General features: G+C 63.0%; 19 protein-coding genes. 13 read left to right on the top strand and 6 right to left on the bottom strand.

Annotation, left to right across the window (positions count from 1 at the left end):
• The first annotated feature begins 39 nt into the window (after nucleotides 1-39).
• Together uvrA and AWB77_RS03035 are read left to right on the top strand one after the other, a co-directional pair.
• Entirely contained in the window at nucleotides 40-2,913 is a 2,874-nt protein-coding gene (gene uvrA / locus AWB77_RS03040; RefSeq protein ID WP_061132875.1) for an excinuclease ABC subunit UvrA, read from the top strand.
• Nucleotides 2,914-3,020: 107 nt separating this feature from the next.
• Nucleotides 3,021-4,112, top strand: a complete 1,092-nt coding sequence (locus AWB77_RS03035) for an AI-2E family transporter (RefSeq protein ID WP_061132874.1) — start codon at nucleotides 3,021-3,023, stop codon at nucleotides 4,110-4,112.
• A 58-nt stretch (nucleotides 4,113-4,170) separates the two neighbouring features.
• Here AWB77_RS03035 and purU read toward each other — a convergent pair whose 3' ends face one another.
• The 5 genes from purU to AWB77_RS03010 all read right to left on the bottom strand — a co-directional run bounded on the left by purU (nucleotide 4,171) and on the right by AWB77_RS03010 (nucleotide 9,145).
• Nucleotides 4,171-5,040 carry a formyltetrahydrofolate deformylase gene (gene purU, locus AWB77_RS03030; RefSeq protein WP_061132873.1) on the bottom strand — a complete coding sequence of 290 codons (870 nt, stop codon included), beginning with the start codon at nucleotides 5,038-5,040 and terminating at the stop codon, nucleotides 4,171-4,173.
• Nucleotides 5,041-5,062: 22 nt separating this feature from the next.
• Nucleotides 5,063-5,899, bottom strand: a complete 837-nt coding sequence (locus tag AWB77_RS03025; protein ID WP_061132872.1) for an NUDIX hydrolase — start codon at nucleotides 5,897-5,899, stop codon at nucleotides 5,063-5,065.
• 4 nt (nucleotides 5,900-5,903) lie between these two features.
• Entirely contained in the window at nucleotides 5,904-6,518 is a 615-nt protein-coding gene (locus AWB77_RS03020) for a LysE family translocator (protein WP_061132871.1), read from the bottom strand.
• 1 nt (nucleotide 6,519) lies between these two features.
• Entirely contained in the window at nucleotides 6,520-7,086 is a 567-nt protein-coding gene (locus AWB77_RS03015; RefSeq protein WP_061132870.1) for an adenine phosphoribosyltransferase, read from the bottom strand.
• A 61-nt stretch (nucleotides 7,087-7,147) separates the two neighbouring features.
• Nucleotides 7,148-9,145, bottom strand: coding sequence for a monovalent cation:proton antiporter family protein (locus AWB77_RS03010; protein WP_061132869.1), 1,998 nt, complete (start codon nucleotides 9,143-9,145; stop codon nucleotides 7,148-7,150).
• A gap of 159 nt (nucleotides 9,146-9,304) precedes the next feature.
• On the opposite strand from AWB77_RS03010, the gene kdsD reads away from it, so the two are divergent.
• The 11 genes from kdsD (at nucleotide 9,305) to AWB77_RS02955 (ending at nucleotide 18,807) form a co-directional block, all read left to right on the top strand.
• The gene (gene kdsD / locus AWB77_RS03005) at nucleotides 9,305-10,288 is read left to right on the top strand and encodes an arabinose 5-phosphate isomerase KdsD (RefSeq protein ID WP_061132868.1); all 984 of its coding nucleotides are present in this window, start codon (nucleotides 9,305-9,307) and stop codon (nucleotides 10,286-10,288) included.
• Nucleotides 10,288-10,827, top strand: coding sequence for a KdsC family phosphatase (locus AWB77_RS03000; RefSeq protein ID WP_061132867.1), 540 nt, complete (start codon nucleotides 10,288-10,290; stop codon nucleotides 10,825-10,827). Before kdsD ends, AWB77_RS03000 begins: the two co-directional genes overlap by 1 nt.
• Before the next feature lie 4 nt (nucleotides 10,828-10,831).
• On the top strand, nucleotides 10,832-11,434 hold the full coding sequence (gene lptC / locus AWB77_RS02995) for an LPS export ABC transporter periplasmic protein LptC (protein WP_061132866.1): 603 nt from the start codon (nucleotides 10,832-10,834) through the stop codon (nucleotides 11,432-11,434).
• A gap of 31 nt (nucleotides 11,435-11,465) precedes the next feature.
• Nucleotides 11,466-12,152 carry a lipopolysaccharide transport periplasmic protein LptA gene (gene lptA / locus AWB77_RS02990; RefSeq protein ID WP_061132865.1) on the top strand — a complete coding sequence of 229 codons (687 nt, stop codon included), beginning with the start codon at nucleotides 11,466-11,468 and terminating at the stop codon, nucleotides 12,150-12,152.
• Nucleotides 12,153-12,163: 11 nt separating this feature from the next.
• A complete protein-coding gene (gene lptB, locus AWB77_RS02985) occupies nucleotides 12,164-12,931 on the top strand; it encodes an LPS export ABC transporter ATP-binding protein (RefSeq protein WP_096031084.1) in 768 nt (255 codons plus the stop codon).
• 152 nt (nucleotides 12,932-13,083) lie between these two features.
• Nucleotides 13,084-14,601: an RNA polymerase factor sigma-54 gene (locus AWB77_RS02980; protein ID WP_061132863.1), complete on the top strand. Its 1,518-nt coding sequence runs from the start codon at nucleotides 13,084-13,086 to the stop codon at nucleotides 14,599-14,601.
• Between the two features lie 184 nt (nucleotides 14,602-14,785).
• Nucleotides 14,786-15,145, top strand: a complete 360-nt coding sequence (gene hpf, locus AWB77_RS02975; RefSeq protein WP_061132862.1) for a ribosome hibernation-promoting factor, HPF/YfiA family — start codon at nucleotides 14,786-14,788, stop codon at nucleotides 15,143-15,145.
• 414 nt (nucleotides 15,146-15,559) lie between these two features.
• Nucleotides 15,560-16,015, top strand: a complete 456-nt coding sequence (gene ptsN / locus AWB77_RS02970) for a PTS IIA-like nitrogen regulatory protein PtsN (protein ID WP_061133143.1) — start codon at nucleotides 15,560-15,562, stop codon at nucleotides 16,013-16,015.
• 184 nt (nucleotides 16,016-16,199) lie between these two features.
• Nucleotides 16,200-17,168 carry an HPr(Ser) kinase/phosphatase gene (gene hprK / locus AWB77_RS02965; protein ID WP_050453002.1) on the top strand — a complete coding sequence of 323 codons (969 nt, stop codon included), beginning with the start codon at nucleotides 16,200-16,202 and terminating at the stop codon, nucleotides 17,166-17,168.
• Between the two features lie 75 nt (nucleotides 17,169-17,243).
• Nucleotides 17,244-18,116, top strand: a complete 873-nt coding sequence (gene rapZ, locus AWB77_RS02960; protein WP_061132861.1) for an RNase adapter RapZ — start codon at nucleotides 17,244-17,246, stop codon at nucleotides 18,114-18,116.
• A gap of 58 nt (nucleotides 18,117-18,174) precedes the next feature.
• Nucleotides 18,175-18,807 (top strand): LON peptidase substrate-binding domain-containing protein, encoded by a 633-nt coding sequence (locus tag AWB77_RS02955; protein ID WP_061132860.1) that lies wholly within the window; start codon nucleotides 18,175-18,177, stop codon nucleotides 18,805-18,807.
• On the opposite strand, the gene mutY is transcribed toward AWB77_RS02955, so the two are convergent.
• On the bottom strand, nucleotides 18,804-19,865 hold the full coding sequence (gene mutY, locus AWB77_RS02950; RefSeq protein ID WP_061132859.1) for an A/G-specific adenine glycosylase: 1,062 nt from the start codon (nucleotides 19,863-19,865) through the stop codon (nucleotides 18,804-18,806). The two genes, AWB77_RS02955 and mutY, sit on opposite strands and share 4 nt — an antisense overlap.
• Nucleotides 19,866-19,868 lie beyond the last annotated feature (3 nt).

Genomic DNA, 19,868 nt, shown 5'->3' with positions numbered 1-19,868 from the left:
AACGACCGAAAGCATCCGAATCAACGCCGGAACAGACTCGTGGAAGAAATTCGCATTCGTGGGGCTCGCACCCACAATCTGAAGAACGTCAATCTCGACTTGCCGCGCCATAAGCTGATCGTGATCACGGGCCTGTCCGGGTCGGGCAAGTCGTCGCTCGCGTTCGACACGCTGTATGCGGAAGGTCAGCGCCGTTACGTCGAAAGCCTCTCGGCGTATGCGCGGCAATTTTTGCAGTTGATGGAAAAACCGGACGTCGATCTGATAGAAGGATTGTCGCCGGCCATTTCCATCGAGCAGAAAGCGACGTCGCACAATCCGCGCTCGACGGTCGGCACCGTCACCGAAATTCACGATTATTTGCGGCTTCTGTATGCGCGCGTCGGCACGCCGTATTGCCCGGATCATCTGATTCCGCTGGAGGCGCAAAGCGTCTCGCAAATGGTCGACGCCGCGCTCGCGCTGCCCGAGGAAACGAAGCTGATGATCCTCGCGCCGGTCGTCGCGGATCGCAAGGGCGAGCACGTCGAACTGTTCGAGGAAATGCAGGCGCAGGGTTTCATCCGTTTCCGCATTCGTTCGGGCGGCGGCACGGCTAACGAAGGCGTCGCGAAAATCTACGAAGTCGATTCGCTGCCGAAGCTCAAGAAGAACGACAAGCACACGATCGATGTCGTGATCGACCGCCTCAAAGTGCGTCCGGACATGAAGCAGCGCCTCGCCGAATCGTTCGAAACCGCGCTGCGTCTCGCCGATGGCCGCGCGATCGCGCTCGAAATGGACACCGAGAAGGAAAAACTCTTCAGCTCGAAGTTCGCCTGCCCGATCTGCTCGTACTCGCTGCCGGAACTCGAGCCGCGCCTTTTCTCGTTCAATAATCCGATGGGCGCGTGCCCCGAGTGCGACGGCCTCGGCCAGATCACGTTCTTCGATCCGAAGCGCGTGGTCGCGCATCCGTCGCTGTCGCTCGCGGCGGGCGCGGTGAAGGGCTGGGACCGGCGCAACCAGTTCTATTTCCAGATGCTGCAAAGTCTCGCGGCGTTCTACGAGTTCGAAATCGACGTCCCGTTCGAGGACCTGCCCGAGAAAGTGCGCAAGATCCTGCTGAACGGCTCCGGCAAGCAGGCGATCCCGTTCTCGTACATCAACGAGCGCGGGCGCGCGTCGGTGCGAGAGCATGCGTTCGAAGGCATCATCCCGAATCTGGAGCGGCGCTACCGCGAGACGGATTCCGCCGCCGTGCGCGAAGAGCTCGCGAAATACCAGAACAATCAGCCGTGCCCGGCGTGCGAAGGCACGCGTCTGCGGCGCGAGGCGCGCTTCGTGAAGGTCGGCGCGGAAGATCAGGCGCGCGGCATCTATGAAATCAGCGGATGGCCGCTGCGCGACGCGCTCGGCTACTTTCAGACGCTGCGCCTGGAAGGTGCGAAGGGCGAAATCGCCGACAAGGTCATCAAGGAAATCGTCGCGCGGCTCTCGTTTCTGAACAACGTCGGGCTGGATTATCTGTCGCTGGAACGCAGCGCGGAGACGCTTTCCGGCGGCGAGGCGCAGCGCATCCGGCTCGCGTCGCAGATCGGCTCGGGGCTGACCGGCGTGATGTACGTGCTCGACGAGCCGTCCATCGGTCTGCATCAGCGCGATAACGACCGGCTCATCGACACGCTCAAGCATCTGCGCGACATCGGTAATTCGGTGATCGTCGTCGAGCACGACGAGGACATGATCCGCATGGCGGATTACGTCGTCGACATGGGGCCGGGCGCGGGCGAGCACGGCGGCGTGATCGTCGCGCAAGGAACGCCGGTTCAGGTGCAGAAGGACGCGAATTCGATCACGGGGCAGTATCTGTCGGGCAAGCGCACGATCAGCTATCCCGCCGAGCGCACTTCGCCCGACGAGCGCATGTTGCGCATCGTCGAGGCGCACGGCAACAATTTGAAGCGCGTGACGCTGGATTTGCCCGTCGGGCTTTTGACTTGCGTAACCGGCGTGTCCGGCTCGGGCAAGTCGACGCTCATCAACGACACGCTACAGCACGCCGTCGCCCAGCATCTGTACGGTTCGGCGACGGAGCCCGCGCCTTACGAGTCGATCGAAGGTCTCGAACACTTCGACAAAGTAATTGCCGTCGATCAATCGCCGATCGGCCGCACGCCGCGCAGCAATCCTGCCACTTACACCGGACTGTTCACGCCCATCCGCGAACTGTTCGCGGGCGTGCCGGCGGCAAAGGAGCGCGGCTACGATCCGGGGCGCTTTTCGTTCAACGTGAAGGGCGGCCGCTGCGAAGCCTGTCAGGGCGACGGCGTTTTGAAGGTGGAAATGCATTTTCTGCCCGATGTCTACGTGCCCTGCGACGTCTGCCACGGCAAGCGGTACAACCGCGAGACGCTCGAAGTTCAGTACAAGGGCAAGAACATCAGCGAAGTGCTGGACCTGACGGTCGAGGCGGCGCACGAGTTCTTCAAGGCGGTGCCGGTGGTCGCGCGCAAGCTGAAAACGCTGCTCGACGTCGGTCTCGGTTACATCCGGCTCGGCCAGTCCGCGACGACGCTATCGGGCGGCGAAGCCCAGCGCGTCAAGCTTTCGCTGGAACTGAGCAAGCGCGATACGGGTCGGACGCTGTATATCCTCGACGAGCCGACGACCGGATTGCACTTCCACGACATCGCGCTTTTGCTTGAAGTGATTCATCGATTGCGCGATCAGGGTAATACTGTCGTAATCATCGAGCATAATCTCGACGTAATCAAAACCGCTGACTGGGTCATCGATCTCGGTCCGGAAGGCGGCGCGGGCGGCGGGCAGATCATCGCCCAGGGGACGCCGGAACAGGTGGCGAAATCGAAAGCGAGTTTCACCGGCAGATATCTGGCACCCTTGTTGCAACGGGCTAAGTCGGCGGCCTGATTCGCGCGCCGGTCTGGCTCGCGGGGGCGCCAGCCGGAGCAACGGAATGCACCGCGCGCGCCGCGGCACGAATAATCGTCGTACGCAGCAGAAAAGGGAACGCAGTCATGGCGAAGCGCAATGAAGCGGCCAACGAGGAGGGGCGTGTACGGGACCTGCCCACGCGCCACGTCAGGCTGACGAGCGACATGAGTTTGCCGAAACTGTCGGCGGTGGAGATCGGCAGCTATATCCTCGCGTTGCTCGCGCTGTATCTCACGCTCAGGCTGCAACTGCTCGGCGGGCTGCTCGCCGGCATGCTCGTGTTTCAGCTCACGCACATGATCGCGCCCGTGATCGAACGGCACGTGGTCAGCCGGGGCGCGCGGCTGATCGCGGTCGGGTTGATTTCGGCAATCATCGTCGGCGGTCTGACCGGCGCGACCATCGCCACCATCGAACATATCGAGCGTGATTTCCCGAGCGTGCAAAAACTGCTCGATCAGTTGATGAGCATCACGTCGAGCGCGCGGCTGTCCGTGCCCGACTGGATCGCGAATTATCTGCCCGTGGACACCGTGCAGATGAAGGACAAAGCCACCGAGCTGATGCACAGGCACGCCGAAATGCTTCAGCAAGGCGGCAAGGAAATGGCGCGCGGCTTCGGGCATATCGTGATCGGGATGATCGTCGGCGCGATCATCGCGGTGAGCGCGCCGCGGGCGTCGCATCACCGGCTGCCGCTATCGACGGCGCTCGTCGCGCGCGTGTCGCGTTTTTCCGATGCCTTCCGCCGCATCGTGTTCGCGCAGATCAAGATTTCCGCGATCAACGCCGTGTTCACCGCGCTCTACCTGCTTGTCGCGCTGCCGATCTTTCACGAACGGCTGCCGCTTTCCAAGACGCTCGTGCTCGTCACGTTCATCGTCGGATTGATGCCGGTGATCGGCAATCTCATCTCGAACACGATCATCGTCGGGATTTCGCTGTCGGTCTCGTTCGGCACGGCGGTCGCGTCGCTCGCGTTTCTCATCCTGATTCACAAGCTCGAATATTTCCTGAACGCGCGTATCATCGGCGGACAAATCGAGGCGCGCGCGTGGGAATTACTTCTTGCGATGCTCGCGATGGAAGCCGCGTTCGGTATTCCGGGCGTCATCGCCGCGCCGATTTTCTACGGGTATATCAAGCGCGAGCTGATTTATCTGCGGCTCGTCTGAGCGTAAAAAAGCCCGCCTGAAATCGAATCGGCGGGCTTTGTCGTCCGGAATTCGCGATTTAGCGGAACACCACCGTCTTGTGGCCATTTAGCAGAATGCGATGCTCCGCGTGCCACTTCACCGCGCGCGCGAGCGTCACGCATTCCACGTCGCGGCCGATCGCCGTCAGTTGATCCGGCGTCATGTTGTGATCGACGCGTTCCACTTCCTGCTCGATGATCGGGCCTTCGTCGAGATCGGAGGTCACATAATGCGCAGTCGCGCCGATCAGTTTCACGCCGCGGTCGAACGCCTGATAGTACGGCTTCGCGCCCTTGAAGCTCGGCAGAAACGAGTGATGAATATTGATCGCGCGGCCTGACAGCTTCGCGCACAAATCCGGCGACAGAATCTGCATGTAACGCGCAAGCACGACGAGATCGGTCTCGTGCTGATCGACGATTTCCATCACGCGCGCTTCCTGAGCGGCCTTCGCTTCGGACGTCGCGTTGAGCAGCGGCAGATGATGAAACGGAATGTCGTAGCTCGCCGCGAGCTGATAAAAATCCTTATGATTCGAGATGATCGCCGGAATCTCGATCTGCAATTGCCCGGTGCGATAGCGGAACAAGAGATCGTTCAGGCAATGCCCGATCTTCGACACCATGATGACGACGCGCGGCTTCACCGATGCATCGTGCAACTCCCAGCGCATGCCGAACTCGTCGGCGAGATCGGAAAAAGTCTTGCGCAGCGCGTCGAGGCCGGGATCGCCGCCGACCTGCTGAAAATGCACGCGCATGAAGAATTCGCCGGTGCGGCTGTCGCCGAACTGCGCGGAGTCGAGGATGTTCGCGCCGAGGTTGAACAGAAAGCCCGACACGGCATGCACGATTCCCGGCCGGTCCGGACACGACAACTTCAGATAGAAACTATGTTCGGTCGACATGACCTTTCCTCGTTCGGTTCTTTTAAATTTGCGGCGGATCGAACAGCACGCCGATGCCTTCGCACGCGTCTTCGTCGATCCACCGATGGCGCAGCATGCAATCGAGCGTGGCGAGACTGGCGTCGACGGTGAGCGCGCCCTCTTCGATCCAGCGCGCGACGTCTTCCATACGCGCGAGGCGATGCTCGCCGACTTCGCCATCCTGATTGCGTGGCGTGAAATCGGGCGGCAGGGAAACGTCGTAGACGAAGATCTGCTCGGCCTGCGTGCCTTCCGGAAGCGACTGAAGCACATGAAACGTGCGGCCGGGCGTCGCGGTGGAAGCGAGTTCGGCGCTCATGCCCGCCTCTTCCCAGCATTCCTTCACGAGCGTCGGCATGAGTTCGAAACCCGAGCCGATGCCGCCCGCCACGACGTTATCGAGCATGCCGGGATCGGTCGCCTTCGTGTCGCTGCGGCGCGCGATCCACAATTGCGGCGCCTTATCCCGATATTTTACGATGCCGTTCAAATGCACCGCGTAGGTCATCGTGCCGAAGAAGCGCGATGCCGCACGCTCGATGAACGCAAGCGGCGGCGCGTCGAAGTCGTTGCGTATCGCGTAGGTTTCGTCGCGCCAGCCGGGGATTTTGCCTTCGGCGAAGAGCGCGCCGATGACTTCCTGCAAAGCCTCGGTGCGCGCTTTCACGCTGTCCGCCTGCAAGCGCACGACGTCGTCGATGGAGAAGATGGAAGGCCAGCGGCGCAGCGCGTCGACGTCGAACGCGCGAATCCAGCCGACGCGTTCATCGCCGATGAAGAATGGCACGTGCGCGGCGGCGTCGAAGCGGCGCGCGGCAACGATGGCGGGCAGCGTCATGACGTTAGTCGCGCAGCGCGACGCGGATGCCGAGCGCGATGAACGTCACGCCCGCGAGCCGGTCGAGCCACATGCCGACGCGCGGACGGCGCTTCAGCCACGCGCCGATCATTCCCGCACCGATGCCGAAAAGCGAGAACACGACGATCGTTTGCAGCATGAACAACCCGCCAAGTTCGAACATCTGCAGCATGACGCTTTGCGCGCCGTGCGGATCGACGAACTGCGGCAGGAACACGATGAAGAACAGCGTCACCTTCGGATTCAGCATGTTGCCGATCACGCTCTGACGGAACACGGTCGTAAGCGGCTGGCTCGGACGCGCGTGCGCGCTTGCGAGGCCGTGACTGCGCAACGCCTTGATGCCGATCCACACGAGATACGCCGCGCCCGCGAGCTTCACCGCCTGAAACGCCATCGGCGAAGAACGCAGCAGCGCCGCGACGCCGAGCGCGGCAAGGGTCGTATGAAAGATCACGCCGAACGCGAAGCCGAACGCCGCGACGACGCCCGCGAGCCGTCCCTGCGAAATGCCGCGCGCGAGCACCTGAAGATTGTCGGGGCCGGGCGCGACGGTGATCGCAACCGACGCGGCGAGAAAGAGCAAAGCATTGGGCATGTCAATGTCCCGAGAATTCGCACACGGTATAGAGCGGCACGCCGTTCTCGCGCAGGAGCTTCGAGCCGCCGAGATCGGGCAGATCGATGATCGCCGCAGCCTCGACCACTTCCGCGCCGAGCCGCTCGATCAGGATCTTGCCGGCCATCATCGTGCCGCCGGTCGCAACGAGATCGTCGACGATCACCACGCGATCGCCGGGCTTGCACGCATCCTCGTGAATCTCGACGGTCGCGCGGCCGTATTCCAGCTCATACGACTGTTCGAGCGTCTTGTACGGCAGCTTGCCCTTCTTGCGGATCGGCACGAAGCCCAAGCTCAGTTCGTACGCGAGAATCGGCCCGATGATGAAGCCGCGCGCGTCCATGCCGGCGATCACATTCACGTTCTCGTCGATATAGCGTTGCACGAACAGGTCGATCAGCATGCGCAACGCACGGCGGTCCTGCAGGATCGTCGTGATATCGCGAAATTGCACGCCGGGCTGCGGCCAGTTTTCGACGGTGCGCACGCGCTCCTTGATGAAACGCGCGGCGTCGAGCTCGGCGTGCGATGGGGTAATGGACATGACTTCTCCGGAGTCCGCGCCGTGTGGCCGCGCGTTCGCCTTGGTGATAAAGAGAGAGAAACTACGCCGCCCGGCGGTTGCGCGAGAGCCGTTCCTCGGCTTGCGCCAGCACTTCGGGCAGGCCGCGCAGCACGACGATATCGTTCGCGCGCAGCTTGGTTTCGGGATCGGGTGCAACGCCCCGGATGCCGTGGCGCCGGATCGCGGTCACCTCGACACCATTGCCGACGAGCCCGAGATCGTCGAGCGAATGCCCGACGGCTTCGGAATTTGCGTCGATGGGTACGGATTGTAGCCGCACCTGCTCGTGGCCATCGTCGTCGTCGACGTCGTCGGCGCCGTGGAAGTAGCCGCGCAGCAAGCTGTAACGCGCATCGCGCATTTCCTCGACGCGCCGCACGACGCGGCGCATCGGCACGCCCATCAGGACGAGCGTGTGCGATGCGAGCATCAAGCTGCCCTCGACGATCTCCGGAATCACTTCCGTCGCGCCCGCGGCGGTGAGCTTTTCGAGATCGGCGTCGTCGACGGTGCGCACGATCACCGGCAAGGTCGGCGCGAGTTCGTGGATGTTGTGCAGCACGCGCATCGCTGACGGCGTGTTCGCGTAGGTGATCGCGACCGTCGCCGCGCGATGCAGGCCCGCCGCGAGCAAAGACTCGCGCCGCCCGGCATCGCCGAACACGACCGACTCGCCCGCCGCCGCCGCCGCCGCGACGCGATCCGGGTCCAGATCGAGCGCGACGTAGGAAATGCCTTCCTGCTCCAGCATGCGCGCGAGGTTCTGCCCGGCGCGGCCGTAACCGCAGATGATGACGTGGCCGCTCTGCTTCAGGCTTTGCGTCGCGATCTTCGTCATTTGCAGCGATTGCAGCATCCATTCCGTCGACGACAGCCGCAGCACGATCCGGTCCGCGTTCTGGATGATGAACGGCGCGGCGAGCATCGAAAGGAGCATCGCGGAAAGAATCGCTTGCAGGATCGTCGAATCGACAAGATGCGAATCCAGAATCAGGTTCAGCAACACGAAACCGAACTCGCCCGCCTGCGCGAGACCGAGACCGGTACGCATCGCGACGCCCGGCGTCGCGCCGAACGCGCGCGCGAGGCCCGTGATCATCACGGCCTTGAGCAGAATCGGAACGACGAAGAAGCCGAGCACGAGGAACGGATGCTCCCAGATCACGCGTGGATTCAGCAGCATGCCGGTCGTCACGAAGAAGAGGCCGAGCAGCACGTCGCGGAAAGGCTTGATGTCCTCTTCCACCTGATGCCGGTACGGGGTTTCGGCGATCAACATACCCGCGATGAACGCGCCGAGCGCGAGCGACAGACCGAATTTGTCGGTGATGAATGCCGCGCCGAGCGTCACCAGCAGCAGGTTCAGCATGAAAAGCTCTTGCGAGCGGCGGCGCGCGACGAGATCGAACCAGCGCGTCATGAACTTCTGGCCGATGAACAGCAGCACCGTCAACGCGACGACGATCTTCACCGCCGCGATGCCGAGCCACATCGCCAGTTCGGACGATTTTCCGTTGCCGAACGCCGCGATGATGATGAGCAGCGGCACGACCGCCAGATCCTGAAACAGCAGCACGCCGAAGATATTGCGACCATGCTCCGATTCGAGTTCGAGCCGTTCCGCGAGCAGCTTGCTGACGATGGCGGTCGAGGACATCGACATCGCGCCGCCGAGCGCGAAGCTCGCCTGCCACGACATTTCGGTCCAGAAATTCGCAATCCAGCCGAAGATCAGCGCGAGCGCGATGGTCGCCGCAACCTGGCTCGCGCCGAGTCCGAAAACGATTCGCCGCATCGAACGCAGCTTCGAAAGCGAGAATTCGAGGCCGATGGAAAACATCAGGAACACGACGCCGAATTCGGCGAGATGCTGCGCGCGGTCAGTATCAGGCGCGATACCCGCTGCGTGCGGTCCCACGATGATGCCGACCGTCAGATAGCCGAGCATCGGCGGCAGATTGAAATAGCGAAATACGACGACGCCCGCCACGGAGCAGAGCAGCAGCAACAGCGTCATTTCGAGCGGAGAAATCGACATCCGACTAGCGTCCTCGTTCGTCAGTGTTCCGAGGCGCGTGCATGGGGCGCTCCGGCATCTTAAAAGGCCCCTGACGACAGGGCTTGCGGGGGCGGATAGACGGCGGCAGGCCGGCCCCCCGAAGGGGCGGCGCGGAATCGCCTTTGCTATACTCCGCGCATGATAGCGAAAATCAATGGCGACCGGGCACTGGCGCTGGCTCGCAACGTACTCCAGATTGAAGCCGACGCTGTTCGCGGGCTCGCAGAACTCCTCGACGACAACTTCGCCAACGCGGTCGAAACGCTGCTTGGCTGTCGCGGGCGCGTGGTCGTGTCCGGCATCGGCAAGTCGGGGCATGTTGCGCGCAAATTCGCCGCGACACTCGCCTCGACCGGCACGCCCGCGTTCTTCGTGCACCCGGCCGAAGCGAGCCACGGCGACCTCGGCATGGTCACCGCCGACGACATCTTCATCGCGCTATCCAACTCGGGCGAGACCGAAGAACTCGTCGCCATTTTGCCGCTCATCAAGCGCCTCGGCGCAAAACTGATCGCGATTACGGGACGGCCGGAATCGAGCCTCGCTCAACTGGCCGACATGCACCTGAACGCGCGCGTCGAAAAGGAAGCATGCCCGATGAATCTCGCGCCCACGGCGAGCACCACCGCCGCGATGGCGCTGGGCGATGCGCTTGCCGTCGCCGTGCTCGACGCGCGCGGCTTTGGCCCTGACGACTTCGCGCGCTCGCATCCGGGCGGCGCGCTCGGGCGGCGCCTGCTGACCTACGTGCGCGACGTGATGCGCGTGGGCGACGAAGTGCCGGTCGTTTCGCTCGATGCGACCGTGTCGGACGCGCTCTTCCAGATCACCGACAAGCGCATGGGCATGACCGCGGTCATCGACGAAAATCGTCACGTCCACGGCATTTTCACCGATGGCGACCTGCGGCGCATCCTGCAGCGCGACGGCGATTTCCGCGCGCTCAAACTCGCCGATGTCATGACGCGCAATCCGCGCACGATCGCGCCAGATCATCTCGCGGTCGAAGCCGTGGAACTGATGGAGCGCCATCGCATCAATCAGATGCTGGTCGTGGACGCCGATGCGACGCTGATCGGCGCACTGAACATGCACGACCTCTTCTCCAAGAAGGTAATCTGATGGCGCAGAAGCCTCTCACCGCCGCCGAACGCGCGAGCCGGCTCAAGCTGATGGTGTTCGATGTCGACGGCGTCTTCACCGACGGCAGCCTCTACTTCACCGCCGAAGGCGACGCGATGAAGTCGTTCAATTCGCTCGACGGCCACGGCGTGAAGATGCTGCAGTCCGTCGGCGTGCAGACGGCGATCATCACGGGGCGGCAATCGGGCATCGTCGCGGCGCGTGCGCGCGAACTCGGCATCACGCATCTCTATCAGGGCGTCGGCGACAAGACCGTCGCGCTCGCCGAGCTGCTCGAGGCCACCGGCATCGCGGCCGACGAATGCGGCTACATGGGCGACGACTGGCCCGATCTCGCGGTGATGCGCCGCTGCGGCTTCGCGGCCGCGCCCGCTAACGCGCATCCCGAAGTGATCCAGCGCGTGCACTGGGTCGCGGAAGCGCGCGGCGGACACGGCGCGGTGCGCGAAGTCTGCGACGCGATCCTGCGCGCCCAGCATCGCTACGACGAACTGCTCGCCGCGGCGCTCGGAGGCTGACGCCATGCCGCGCCCCGGAAAGCTTGCCTCGCTCCTGCCGCTCCTCGCGATGGCCGCGCTGGCGGGCATCACGTACTGGCTGCTGCAGGCCACGCTGCCGCCCGGTCCGCCGGCCGTTGCGCCGGAGAAGCGCCACACGCCTGATTACTTCGCCAACAATTTCTCCGTTTCCGAACTGGACGCCACCGGCACGACTCAATATCGGCTGACGGCGAAGTCGATGGTGCATTACGAAGACGACGAGATCAGCGACCTCACGCTGCCCGCGATGCGCATGTTTCAGCCGCTGAAGCCGACTGTCACGGCGACTGCGCTGCGCGGCACGGTCAACGCAGACGTCTCCATCGTCGATCTTTACGACGACGCACGCATCCTGCGCGCGGCCGGCTACGGAGATCCGCAGATGCAGGCCGATTCCCGGCATTTTCGCGTGCTGGTGAACGACGATGTCATCGAAACGGAAAAACCGGTTAGACTTCAGCGCGGTCCGTCCGTGATGACGGCCGATGGCATGAACTACAACAACGTGACCCGGGTAATGAAGCTCTTCGGTAACGTGCGCGGTGCGATCGCCGCCACGGATATCAACGGCGGCTCGTCCAGGTAAGCCCGGGCACTCCCATCCGAATTGTGACTGCATGAACGAAAGCTTCCCTCGTCCCGATGGCGGCCATGCGCGCGCAACGCTCGCGCGCCGCGCCACGCACGCCGTGCGGGCCGGGCTCGCTGCCGCCCTCTCCGTCGCGCTCACGCTGGCCGCGCTGCCAGCGCACGCCGAAAAGGCCGACCGCGACAAGCCGCTCAATATCGAAGCGGACAACATGTCGTACGACGATCTCAACCAGAAGAACATCTTCACCGGTCACGTGGTCGCAACCAAAGGCACGATCGTCATCAAGGCCGATCGCGTCGAAGTCACGCAGGACCCGCAGGGCTATCAGTACGCAACCGGCACGTCGACGGGCAACAACCTCTCGTATTTCCGCCAGAAGCGCGACGGGCTGGACGAGTACATCGACGGCAACGCGGTACGCATCGACTACGACGGCAAGAACGACTTCACGAAGCTCACGACGCGCGCCGTCGTGCGCCGCCTTCAAGGTCTGACCAAGGTGCAGGACGAAGTGCACGGCAGCGTCATCACGTATGACGGTCAGAAGGACTTCTACACGGCAAGCGCGGGCAAGGACCAGGCCGGCCCCGGCAATCCGAGCGGCCGCGTGCGCGCGATGCTCGCGCCGCGTTCGGGCGGCGCCGCGCCGCTGAACGGCTCGCCCGCCACGCTTTCTCCGTCGAACACCATTCAAGGAACGCCGCAGCAGTGAATTCGCCCGCCATGCCCCACCGCAAGCCGGAAGGCGAGTCGAGTTCGCTCGCCGTCCGCAATCTGAAGAAGCGTTACGGCTCGCGCACCGTGGTGAAGGACGTATCGCTCGATGTGAAGAGCGGCGAAGTGGTCGGACTACTCGGCCCCAACGGCGCGGGCAAGACCACGTCGTTCTATATGATCGTCGGTCTGGTGCCGCTCGATGCCGGCGAAATCGATCTCGATGGCAACTCGATCAGCCTTCTGCCGATTCACCAGCGCGCGCATCTCGGCTTGTCGTATCTGCCGCAGGAAGCATCGGTGTTTCGCAAGCTCACCGTCGAGCAGAACATCCGCGCCGTGCTGGAACTGCAAACCGATGCATCGGGCAGACGCCTGTCCAAAGACGACATAACCGAGCGCGCCGAAGCCTTGCTCGACGAACTGCAGATTGCGCATCTTCGCGAGAACCCGGCGCTGTCGCTATCGGGCGGCGAGCGGCGCCGCGTCGAGATCGCGCGGGCGCTCGCGACCAATCCGAGCTTCATTCTGCTCGATGAACCGTTCGCCGGCGTCGATCCGATCGCGGTGCTGGAAATTCAGAAGATCGTGAAGTTTCTGAAGCAGCGCAACATCGGCGTCTTGATCACCGATCACAACGTGCGCGAGACGCTCGGCATCTGCGATCATGCCTACATCATCAGCGACGGAACCGTGCTCGCGGCGGGCGCGCCGAGCGAAATCATCGAGAACGAAAGCGTGCGCCGCGTCTATCTCGGCGAGCATTTCCGCATGTGACCGCATGTCGCGAACGTGGCGCAAATCGTGCGCCGCATCATGCGCACGCAGCAAAACTTACGTGCCGTCCTTTGGGGCGGCATGCGCTTTTTTGGAATCCCCGCGAGGTTTCGCGCCCGTGGCAAACTCTCTACAATGATTAAAACTTTGCCATGAAAGCCAGCCTCCAACTCCGCCTCTCGCAGCATCTTGCGCTGACCCCGCAACTTCAGCAGTCGATCCGGCTGCTGCAGTTGTCGACGCTCGAACTGCAGCAGGAAGTCGCGATGGCGATCGCTCAGAATCCGCTGCTCGAGAACGAAGACGACTGGATCGCGAGCCCGCTGCGCGTCGCTGCGGACGGCTCGTTGATCGCGGCGCCGGCAGCGCCGAGCACGCCGTCCGATTCGATGATGAGCAACGGCTCGGCATCGGGCAGCTCCGGTTCCGAGCGATCGGAGAACAGCGAGCCGCAGGGCGTCGACGAATACAATGGCCTGGGTTCGGATAGCGGCCAGGATTCGAGTTCGTGGAATCTCGAAGACTACGGCCGCTCGAACAACGCATCCGACGACGACGATCTCCCGCCGCTTCAAATCCACGAATCGACCACGACGCTGCGTGACCATCTGACCGCACAGTTGCGCATGACCGCGGCGAATCAGCGCGACCGCGCGCTCGTCACGTTCCTGATCGAATCGCTCGATGAAGACGGGTATCTCACGTCATCGCTCGATGAAGTTCAGACCGATCTTCCTGAAGAACTCGAAGTCGAACTGGATGAACTGAGCGCGGCACTCGCGTTGCTACAGAGTTTCGACCCGCCGGGTGTGGGCGGCCGGTCGGCGTCTGAGTGCCTGAAGCTGCAGTTGCTGCGGCTCGATGGCTCGCCCACGCGCACGCTGGCGCTCGATATCGTCACGAACCATCTGGAATTGCTGGCCGCGCGCGACTTCACGCGTCTGCGCAAGCAATTGAAGGCAGGCGACGACGCGCTGCGGGACGCACATTTGCTGATCAAGTCGCTGGAGCCTTTTCCGGGCGCGGCCTACGGGAAAAGCGAAGCGGACTACGTGGTGCCGGACATTCTCGTGCGAAAGACATCGAGCGGATGGACGGCTGAACTGAATCCGGAGATCGTGCCGAAGCTGCGCATCAACCATCTATACGCGAACATCCTGCGTAACAACCGGGGCGATCCGGGCAGTGGTTCGCTGCGTCAACAGCTTCAGGAAGCACGCTGGCTGATCAAGAATATCCAGCAGCGATTCGAGACGATTTTGCGTGTCGCGCAGGCAATCGTCGAGCGTCAGAAGAACTTTTTTGCACATGGCGAAATCGCCATGCGGCCCTTGGTTTTGCGGGAGATTGCTGATACGCTGGGTTTACACGAGTCGACGGTTTCTCGTGTGACCACAGGGAAGTACATGCTCACCCCGTTCGGGACGCTCGAGTTCAAGTACTTCTTTGGATCGCACGTTTCGACCGACACAGGAGGCGCGGCATCGTCAACGGCGATCCGGGCCCTCATCAAGCAACTGATAGGAGCGGAAGACCCCAAAACTCCTCTTTCAGACAGCCGCATCGCCGAACTGCTGGCGGAGCAAGGATTCGTGGTCGCGCGGCGCACCGTCGCCAAGTACCGCGAAGCCCTCAAGATCCCGGCAGTGAATCTGCGCAAGTCTCTATGACCCGTCTCTGTAGTCCATCGCGTGTTGCGATGGGCGTTTACCGGCCGCAACGCGAAAGCGCGGACGTGCCGGCCGATGCGCCCCGTTTCTCAAGCGCGCCAGAATGACGCGCCGGCGGGACACATTGCCGACCGGTATCGGACGAGCCGACGTGGCCTAGCGGCCATTAGCTTGGAGAGCAACTATGAACTTGAAGATCAGTGGACACCACCTCGAATTGACGCCTGCGTTGCGCGAGTATGTGATCACGAAACTGGACAGGGTGCTGCGTCATTTCGATCAAGTGATCGACGGCAACGTTGTCCTCTCGGTCGACAATCATAGGGAAAAGGAAAAGAGGCAGAAGGCGGAAATCAACCTGCATCTGAAGGGCAAGGACATTTTTATCGAGAGTTGTGACGCTGATATGTACGCTGCGATCGACCTGATGGTCGACAAGCTGGATCGGCAGGTCATCAAGCACAAGGACAAGATTCAAGGCCATGCCCACGAGTCCGTGAAGTACCGAGGCGAGCCGCACGAAATGGAAGCGCCGTCGCCCTGAACGCGTGATGCGCGTGCTTGCAGACTGATCGCGGATTGAGCGCGAACCCCGCCGCCATCGGACGGCGGGCCTGATTCGAGGAAGTCCTCGACTATCCGCAAACGATCGCCTCACGCATGCAACGAAGCGAAGCCGCCCCGACTGGCGGCTTTTTTGTTGGATTTTCGCCGTAGGGTGGGACAAGCCATTGATTTTTCGGGCTTTGTCCTGCACATTGGATTGCAAAACGGTGCCATTGCGCGGCGCACCATCGGGCTGTGCCCTGTTCTATAATGGTCCGGTAATTTTCGGGGTCGCACGACAGGCACGCTGCACGGAACGCCGCCAGCGCACTTTCCGTTTCACCATCGCCGTGAGCGCTTCCAGACAGGTGCCACGATGAGGAGCTATCAGGCCACGCATCAGCCTGCCAACATGAATCGTTTAGCCAAATTTCTTCCCATCGAGAACGTCGTTCTCGGACTGTCCGTTACCAGCAAGAAACGCGTATTCGAGCAAGCGGGCCTGATTTTCGAGAACCAGAACGGCATCGCCCGCAGCACCGTCACCGACAACCTCTTCGCGCGCGAGCGTCTCGGCTCGACCGGCCTCGGTGAAGGCGTCGCCATTCCGCACGGGCGCATCAAGGGGCTGAAGCAACCGCTCGCCGCCTTCGTCCGCCTCGCAGAACCCGTCGCGTTCGAATCGCCCGATGGCCAGCCGGTCTCCCTGCTCATCTTTCTGCTCGTGCCCGAACAGGCAACGCAGCAGCATCTTGAAATTCTCTCGGAGATCGCACAACTGCTCTCTGACAGCGAGGCGCGCGAGCGTCTGCACAAGGAAGAAAATCGTGACGCGCTTTATCAAGTGCTCACGCAATGGCAACCGTAATAGCCACACGAACATGGCGATATGCGCGCGAGGCGCGTCCGTGCTGCTTTGCGCCGGACGCGCCTCGCTTACATAGAGCTTCTGGGGCACAATCGGTCAAGCGCAGCGCCATGCAGCGTATCGAAGCGACCCGCTTCGTCGTCGAGCAAAGGCTGCTCCCGGCTTCCAACGGAGTTCCGGTCTCATGGATACGTCCAGCATCAACGCCCAAAGCATTTTCGACGATAACGCCGCCGCTCTGAAGCTCAGCTGGCTCACCGGGCACGAAGGCTGGGAACGCGGCTTCTCGAGCGAGACGGTCGCTAACGCAACGTCGAGCGCCGACCTCGTCGGCCACCTGAATCTGATTCACCCGAACCGCATCCAGGTGCTCGGCGACGCCGAAATCAACTACTACCAGCGCCAGTCCGACGAAGACCGCTCGCGCCACATGGCTGAGCTGATCGCGCTGGAGCCGCCGTTTCTCGTCGTTGCGGGCGAAGTGGGCGCGCCGCCGGAACTGGTTCTGCGCTGCACGCGCTCGTCGACGCCGCTTTTCACGACGCGCATGTCCGCCGCAGCCGTGATCGACAGCCTGCGCGCGTACATGTCGCGGATTCTCGCGCCTCGCGCGACGCTGCACGGCGTGTTCATCGACATCCTCGGCATGGGCGTGCTGCTCACCGGCGACTCGGGTCTCGGCAAGAGCGAGCTCGGACTCGAACTCATCAGCCGCGGTCATGGACTCGTCGCGGATGACGCCGTCGATTTCGTGCGCCTCGGCCCTGATTTCGTCGAAGGCCGATGCCCGCCGCTGCTTCAGAACCTGCTCGAAGTGCGCGGTCTCGGCCTCCTCGACATCAAGACGATCTTCGGCGAAACGGCCGTGCGCCGGAAGATGAAGCTCAAGCTCATCGTTCAGCTCGTGCGTCGTCCGGACGGCGAATTCCAGCGTCTGCCGCTCGAAAGCCAGAGCGTCGACGTGCTCGGCCTGCCAATCAGCAAAGTGACGATTCAGGTCGCGGCGGGCCGCAACCTTGCCGTGCTGGTCGAGGCCGCGGTCCGCAACACGATCCTGCAGTTGCGCGGCATCGACACTTTGCGCGACTTCATGGACAGACAGCGCCTTGCGATGCAGGACCCCGACAGCCAGTTTCCCGGCAAGCTGATATAAGCGCGCGGCGCTGCGTGCGCCGAAACGAATCGGGCGCAGGTGCTAAGCTAAGAGAAAGCGAATCCCTCGAGACCCATGCGTATCATCCTGATCACCGGCATCTCCGGTTCCGGCAAGTCCGTCGCGCTGAACGCTCTGGAAGACGGCGGCTACTACTGCGTCGACAACCTGCCGCCGCGCTTTCTGCCCGAACTCGCCGACTACCTCGCGAAAGAGGGCCAGACGCGTCTGGCCGTTGCGATCGACGCGCGCTCGAGCCTGTCGCTCGACGAAGTGCCGGCGATCATCAACAAGCTGTCGCAAGCCTACGATCTGCGCGTGCTGTTCCTCAACGCGAGCACGCAATCGCTGATTCAGCGCTTCTCCGAAACGCGTCGCCGTCATCCGCTGTCGGGTCCGCCGATGCGCGAGGCCGATGTCGGCGTGCTGAACTCGCTCGCGGAGGCGATCGAGCGCGAGCGCGAACTGGTCGCGGGTCTTGCGGAGTACGGTCATCAGATCGACACGAGCAATCTGCGCGCGAACGTGCTTCGCGCGTGGGTCAAGCGCTTCGTCGAGACCGACGCTGCCGATCTCACGCTGATGTTCGAATCGTTCGGCTTCAAGCGCGGCGTGCCGCTCGACGCCGATCTCGTTTTCGACGTGCGCACACTGCCCAATCCGTATTACGACCGCGAGTTGCGTCCGTTCACGGGGCTCGACAAACCCATCATCGACTTCCTCTCGGCGCAGCCTGTGGTCGGCGAGATGATCGACGATATCGGCGCGTTCGTCGCCAAATGGCTGCCGCGTTTTCGCGACGACAACCGCAGCTATCTCACCGTCGCGATCGGCTGCACGGGCGGCCAGCATCGCTCGGTGTTCATCGCGGAAGCGCTCGCCGCGCGCTTTCACGAGACGGCAAATGTGATCGTGCGGCATCGTGACGCGCCCATCCCTCCCGGATAGCGCGGCTTACACGCGAACACCCGATCGCCGCGCCGGCGGTCCATCCTGGAGGGACGCGATGTCCGCGAATCCTGTTCTGGCCGACTTGCCGCTGTTTCCGCTTCACACCGTGCTGTTTCCCGGCGGGCTACTGCCGCTGAAGATCTTCGAGGCACGCTATCTGGACATGGCGCGCGAATGTCTGCGCGAGAAGACGCCCTTCGGCGTGTGTCTGCTCAAGAGCGGACACGAGATCGCATCGCCGGGCGACCCGTCGGTGCCGGAGAGCATCGGCTGCCTCGCCGAAATAACGGAATGCGATGTCGATACCTTCGGACTGCTGCTCGTGCAGGCGCGCGGCACCGAGCGCTTCAGGCTCACCGATCATCGCGTGGAGCCGAGCAATCTGATCGTCGGCACGGCGGAGTTGCTTGGCGAAGATCAGCCGCTGCAAGGTGCCGAAGTGCTCGCGAAGTTCGGCGCGTGCGCGGAAGTGCTGGAGCGCATCATCGACACGATCAAAGAGCGCGAGCCGCAGAACCTGCCGTTCATCGAGCCCTTTCTCTACGACGATCCCACCTGGGTTTCCAACCGCCTGGCCGAAATCCTGCCGATCCCGATGCGCGCGCGCCAGAAACTCATGGAACTGATGGACGCCGGCGCGCGCATCGACGTCGTGCATCACTACATGCAGCACCATCAACTGCTTTAGATGAGCGAGCCCGTCAGCGCGTCGAGCAGCTTGCGCACGGGCGCGGGTACGCCGTAGGCGTCGATCTTCGCGAGCGACGCCCAGACGGTTTCGATGTCCGTCGCCTCGCGCGGCGGGTTGCGCGCCTCGCCCAGACGCGGCTCGATATCCAGCTTGAAATGCGTGAACGCGTGCGAAAGCGGCGCGAGACGCTCAAGGTGCGCGCCGGCGCCGAGCGTGCGCGCGACGTCCGTCAGCGCGGCTTCGTCGGCCGCTTCCGGCAGGCTCCACAATCCGCCCCAGATACCCGTCGGCGGACGTTTCTGCAGCAAGATCGAATCCCCGTCTTTCAGGACCAGCATCCAGGTCTTGCGCGTCGGCACGGCTTTCTTCGGGCGGGCCGCCGGCAGTTCGCGCTGCCGTCCTTCGACCTTCGCCACGCAATCCGATGCGAACGGACACCGCGCGCAGTCCGGCTTGCCGCGCACGCACAGTGTCGCACCGAGGTCCATCAGGCCTTGCGTGTACGCGGTCACATCGTCCTTGTTCGCGGCGTCTGGCAAAAGCGATTCGGCGAGCGTCCACATCGCGTTCTCGACTTTCTTTTCGCCCGGGAATCCTTCGACGCCGAACACGCGCGCGAGCACGCGTTTCACGTTGCCATCGAGAATCGTCGCACGCGCGCCGAAGGCGAACGACGCGATCGCCGCCGCCGTCGACCGTCCGATGCCCGGCAGCATCGCGAGTTCGTCGACGGTCCGCGGAAACGCGCCGCCATGCTCGTGGGCGACCACCTGCGCGCAGCGATGCAGATTGCGCGCGCGCGAGTAGTAGCCGAGCCCGGCCCAGAGCGCCATGACGTCGTCGATGGGCGCGTCGGCGAGCGCGGTGACCGTCGGAAAACGTTCGAGAAAGCGCGCGTAGTACGGAATGACGGTAGAGACCTGCGTCTGCTGCAACATGATCTCCGACAGCCAGATACGGTACGCGTCGCGCGTGTTCTGCCACGGCAGATCGTGGCGGCCGTGAATGCGTTGCCACGCGATGAGGCGCGACGAAAAATCGGTGAGAGCGAGCATCGG

This window comes from Caballeronia fortuita (assembly GCF_001544835.2).
Classification (GTDB): Bacteria; Pseudomonadota; Gammaproteobacteria; order Burkholderiales; family Burkholderiaceae; genus Caballeronia; species Caballeronia fortuita.
The sequence above is the reverse complement of the archived record's forward strand: the minus strand, read 5'-3'. Positions and strand labels throughout refer to the sequence as shown.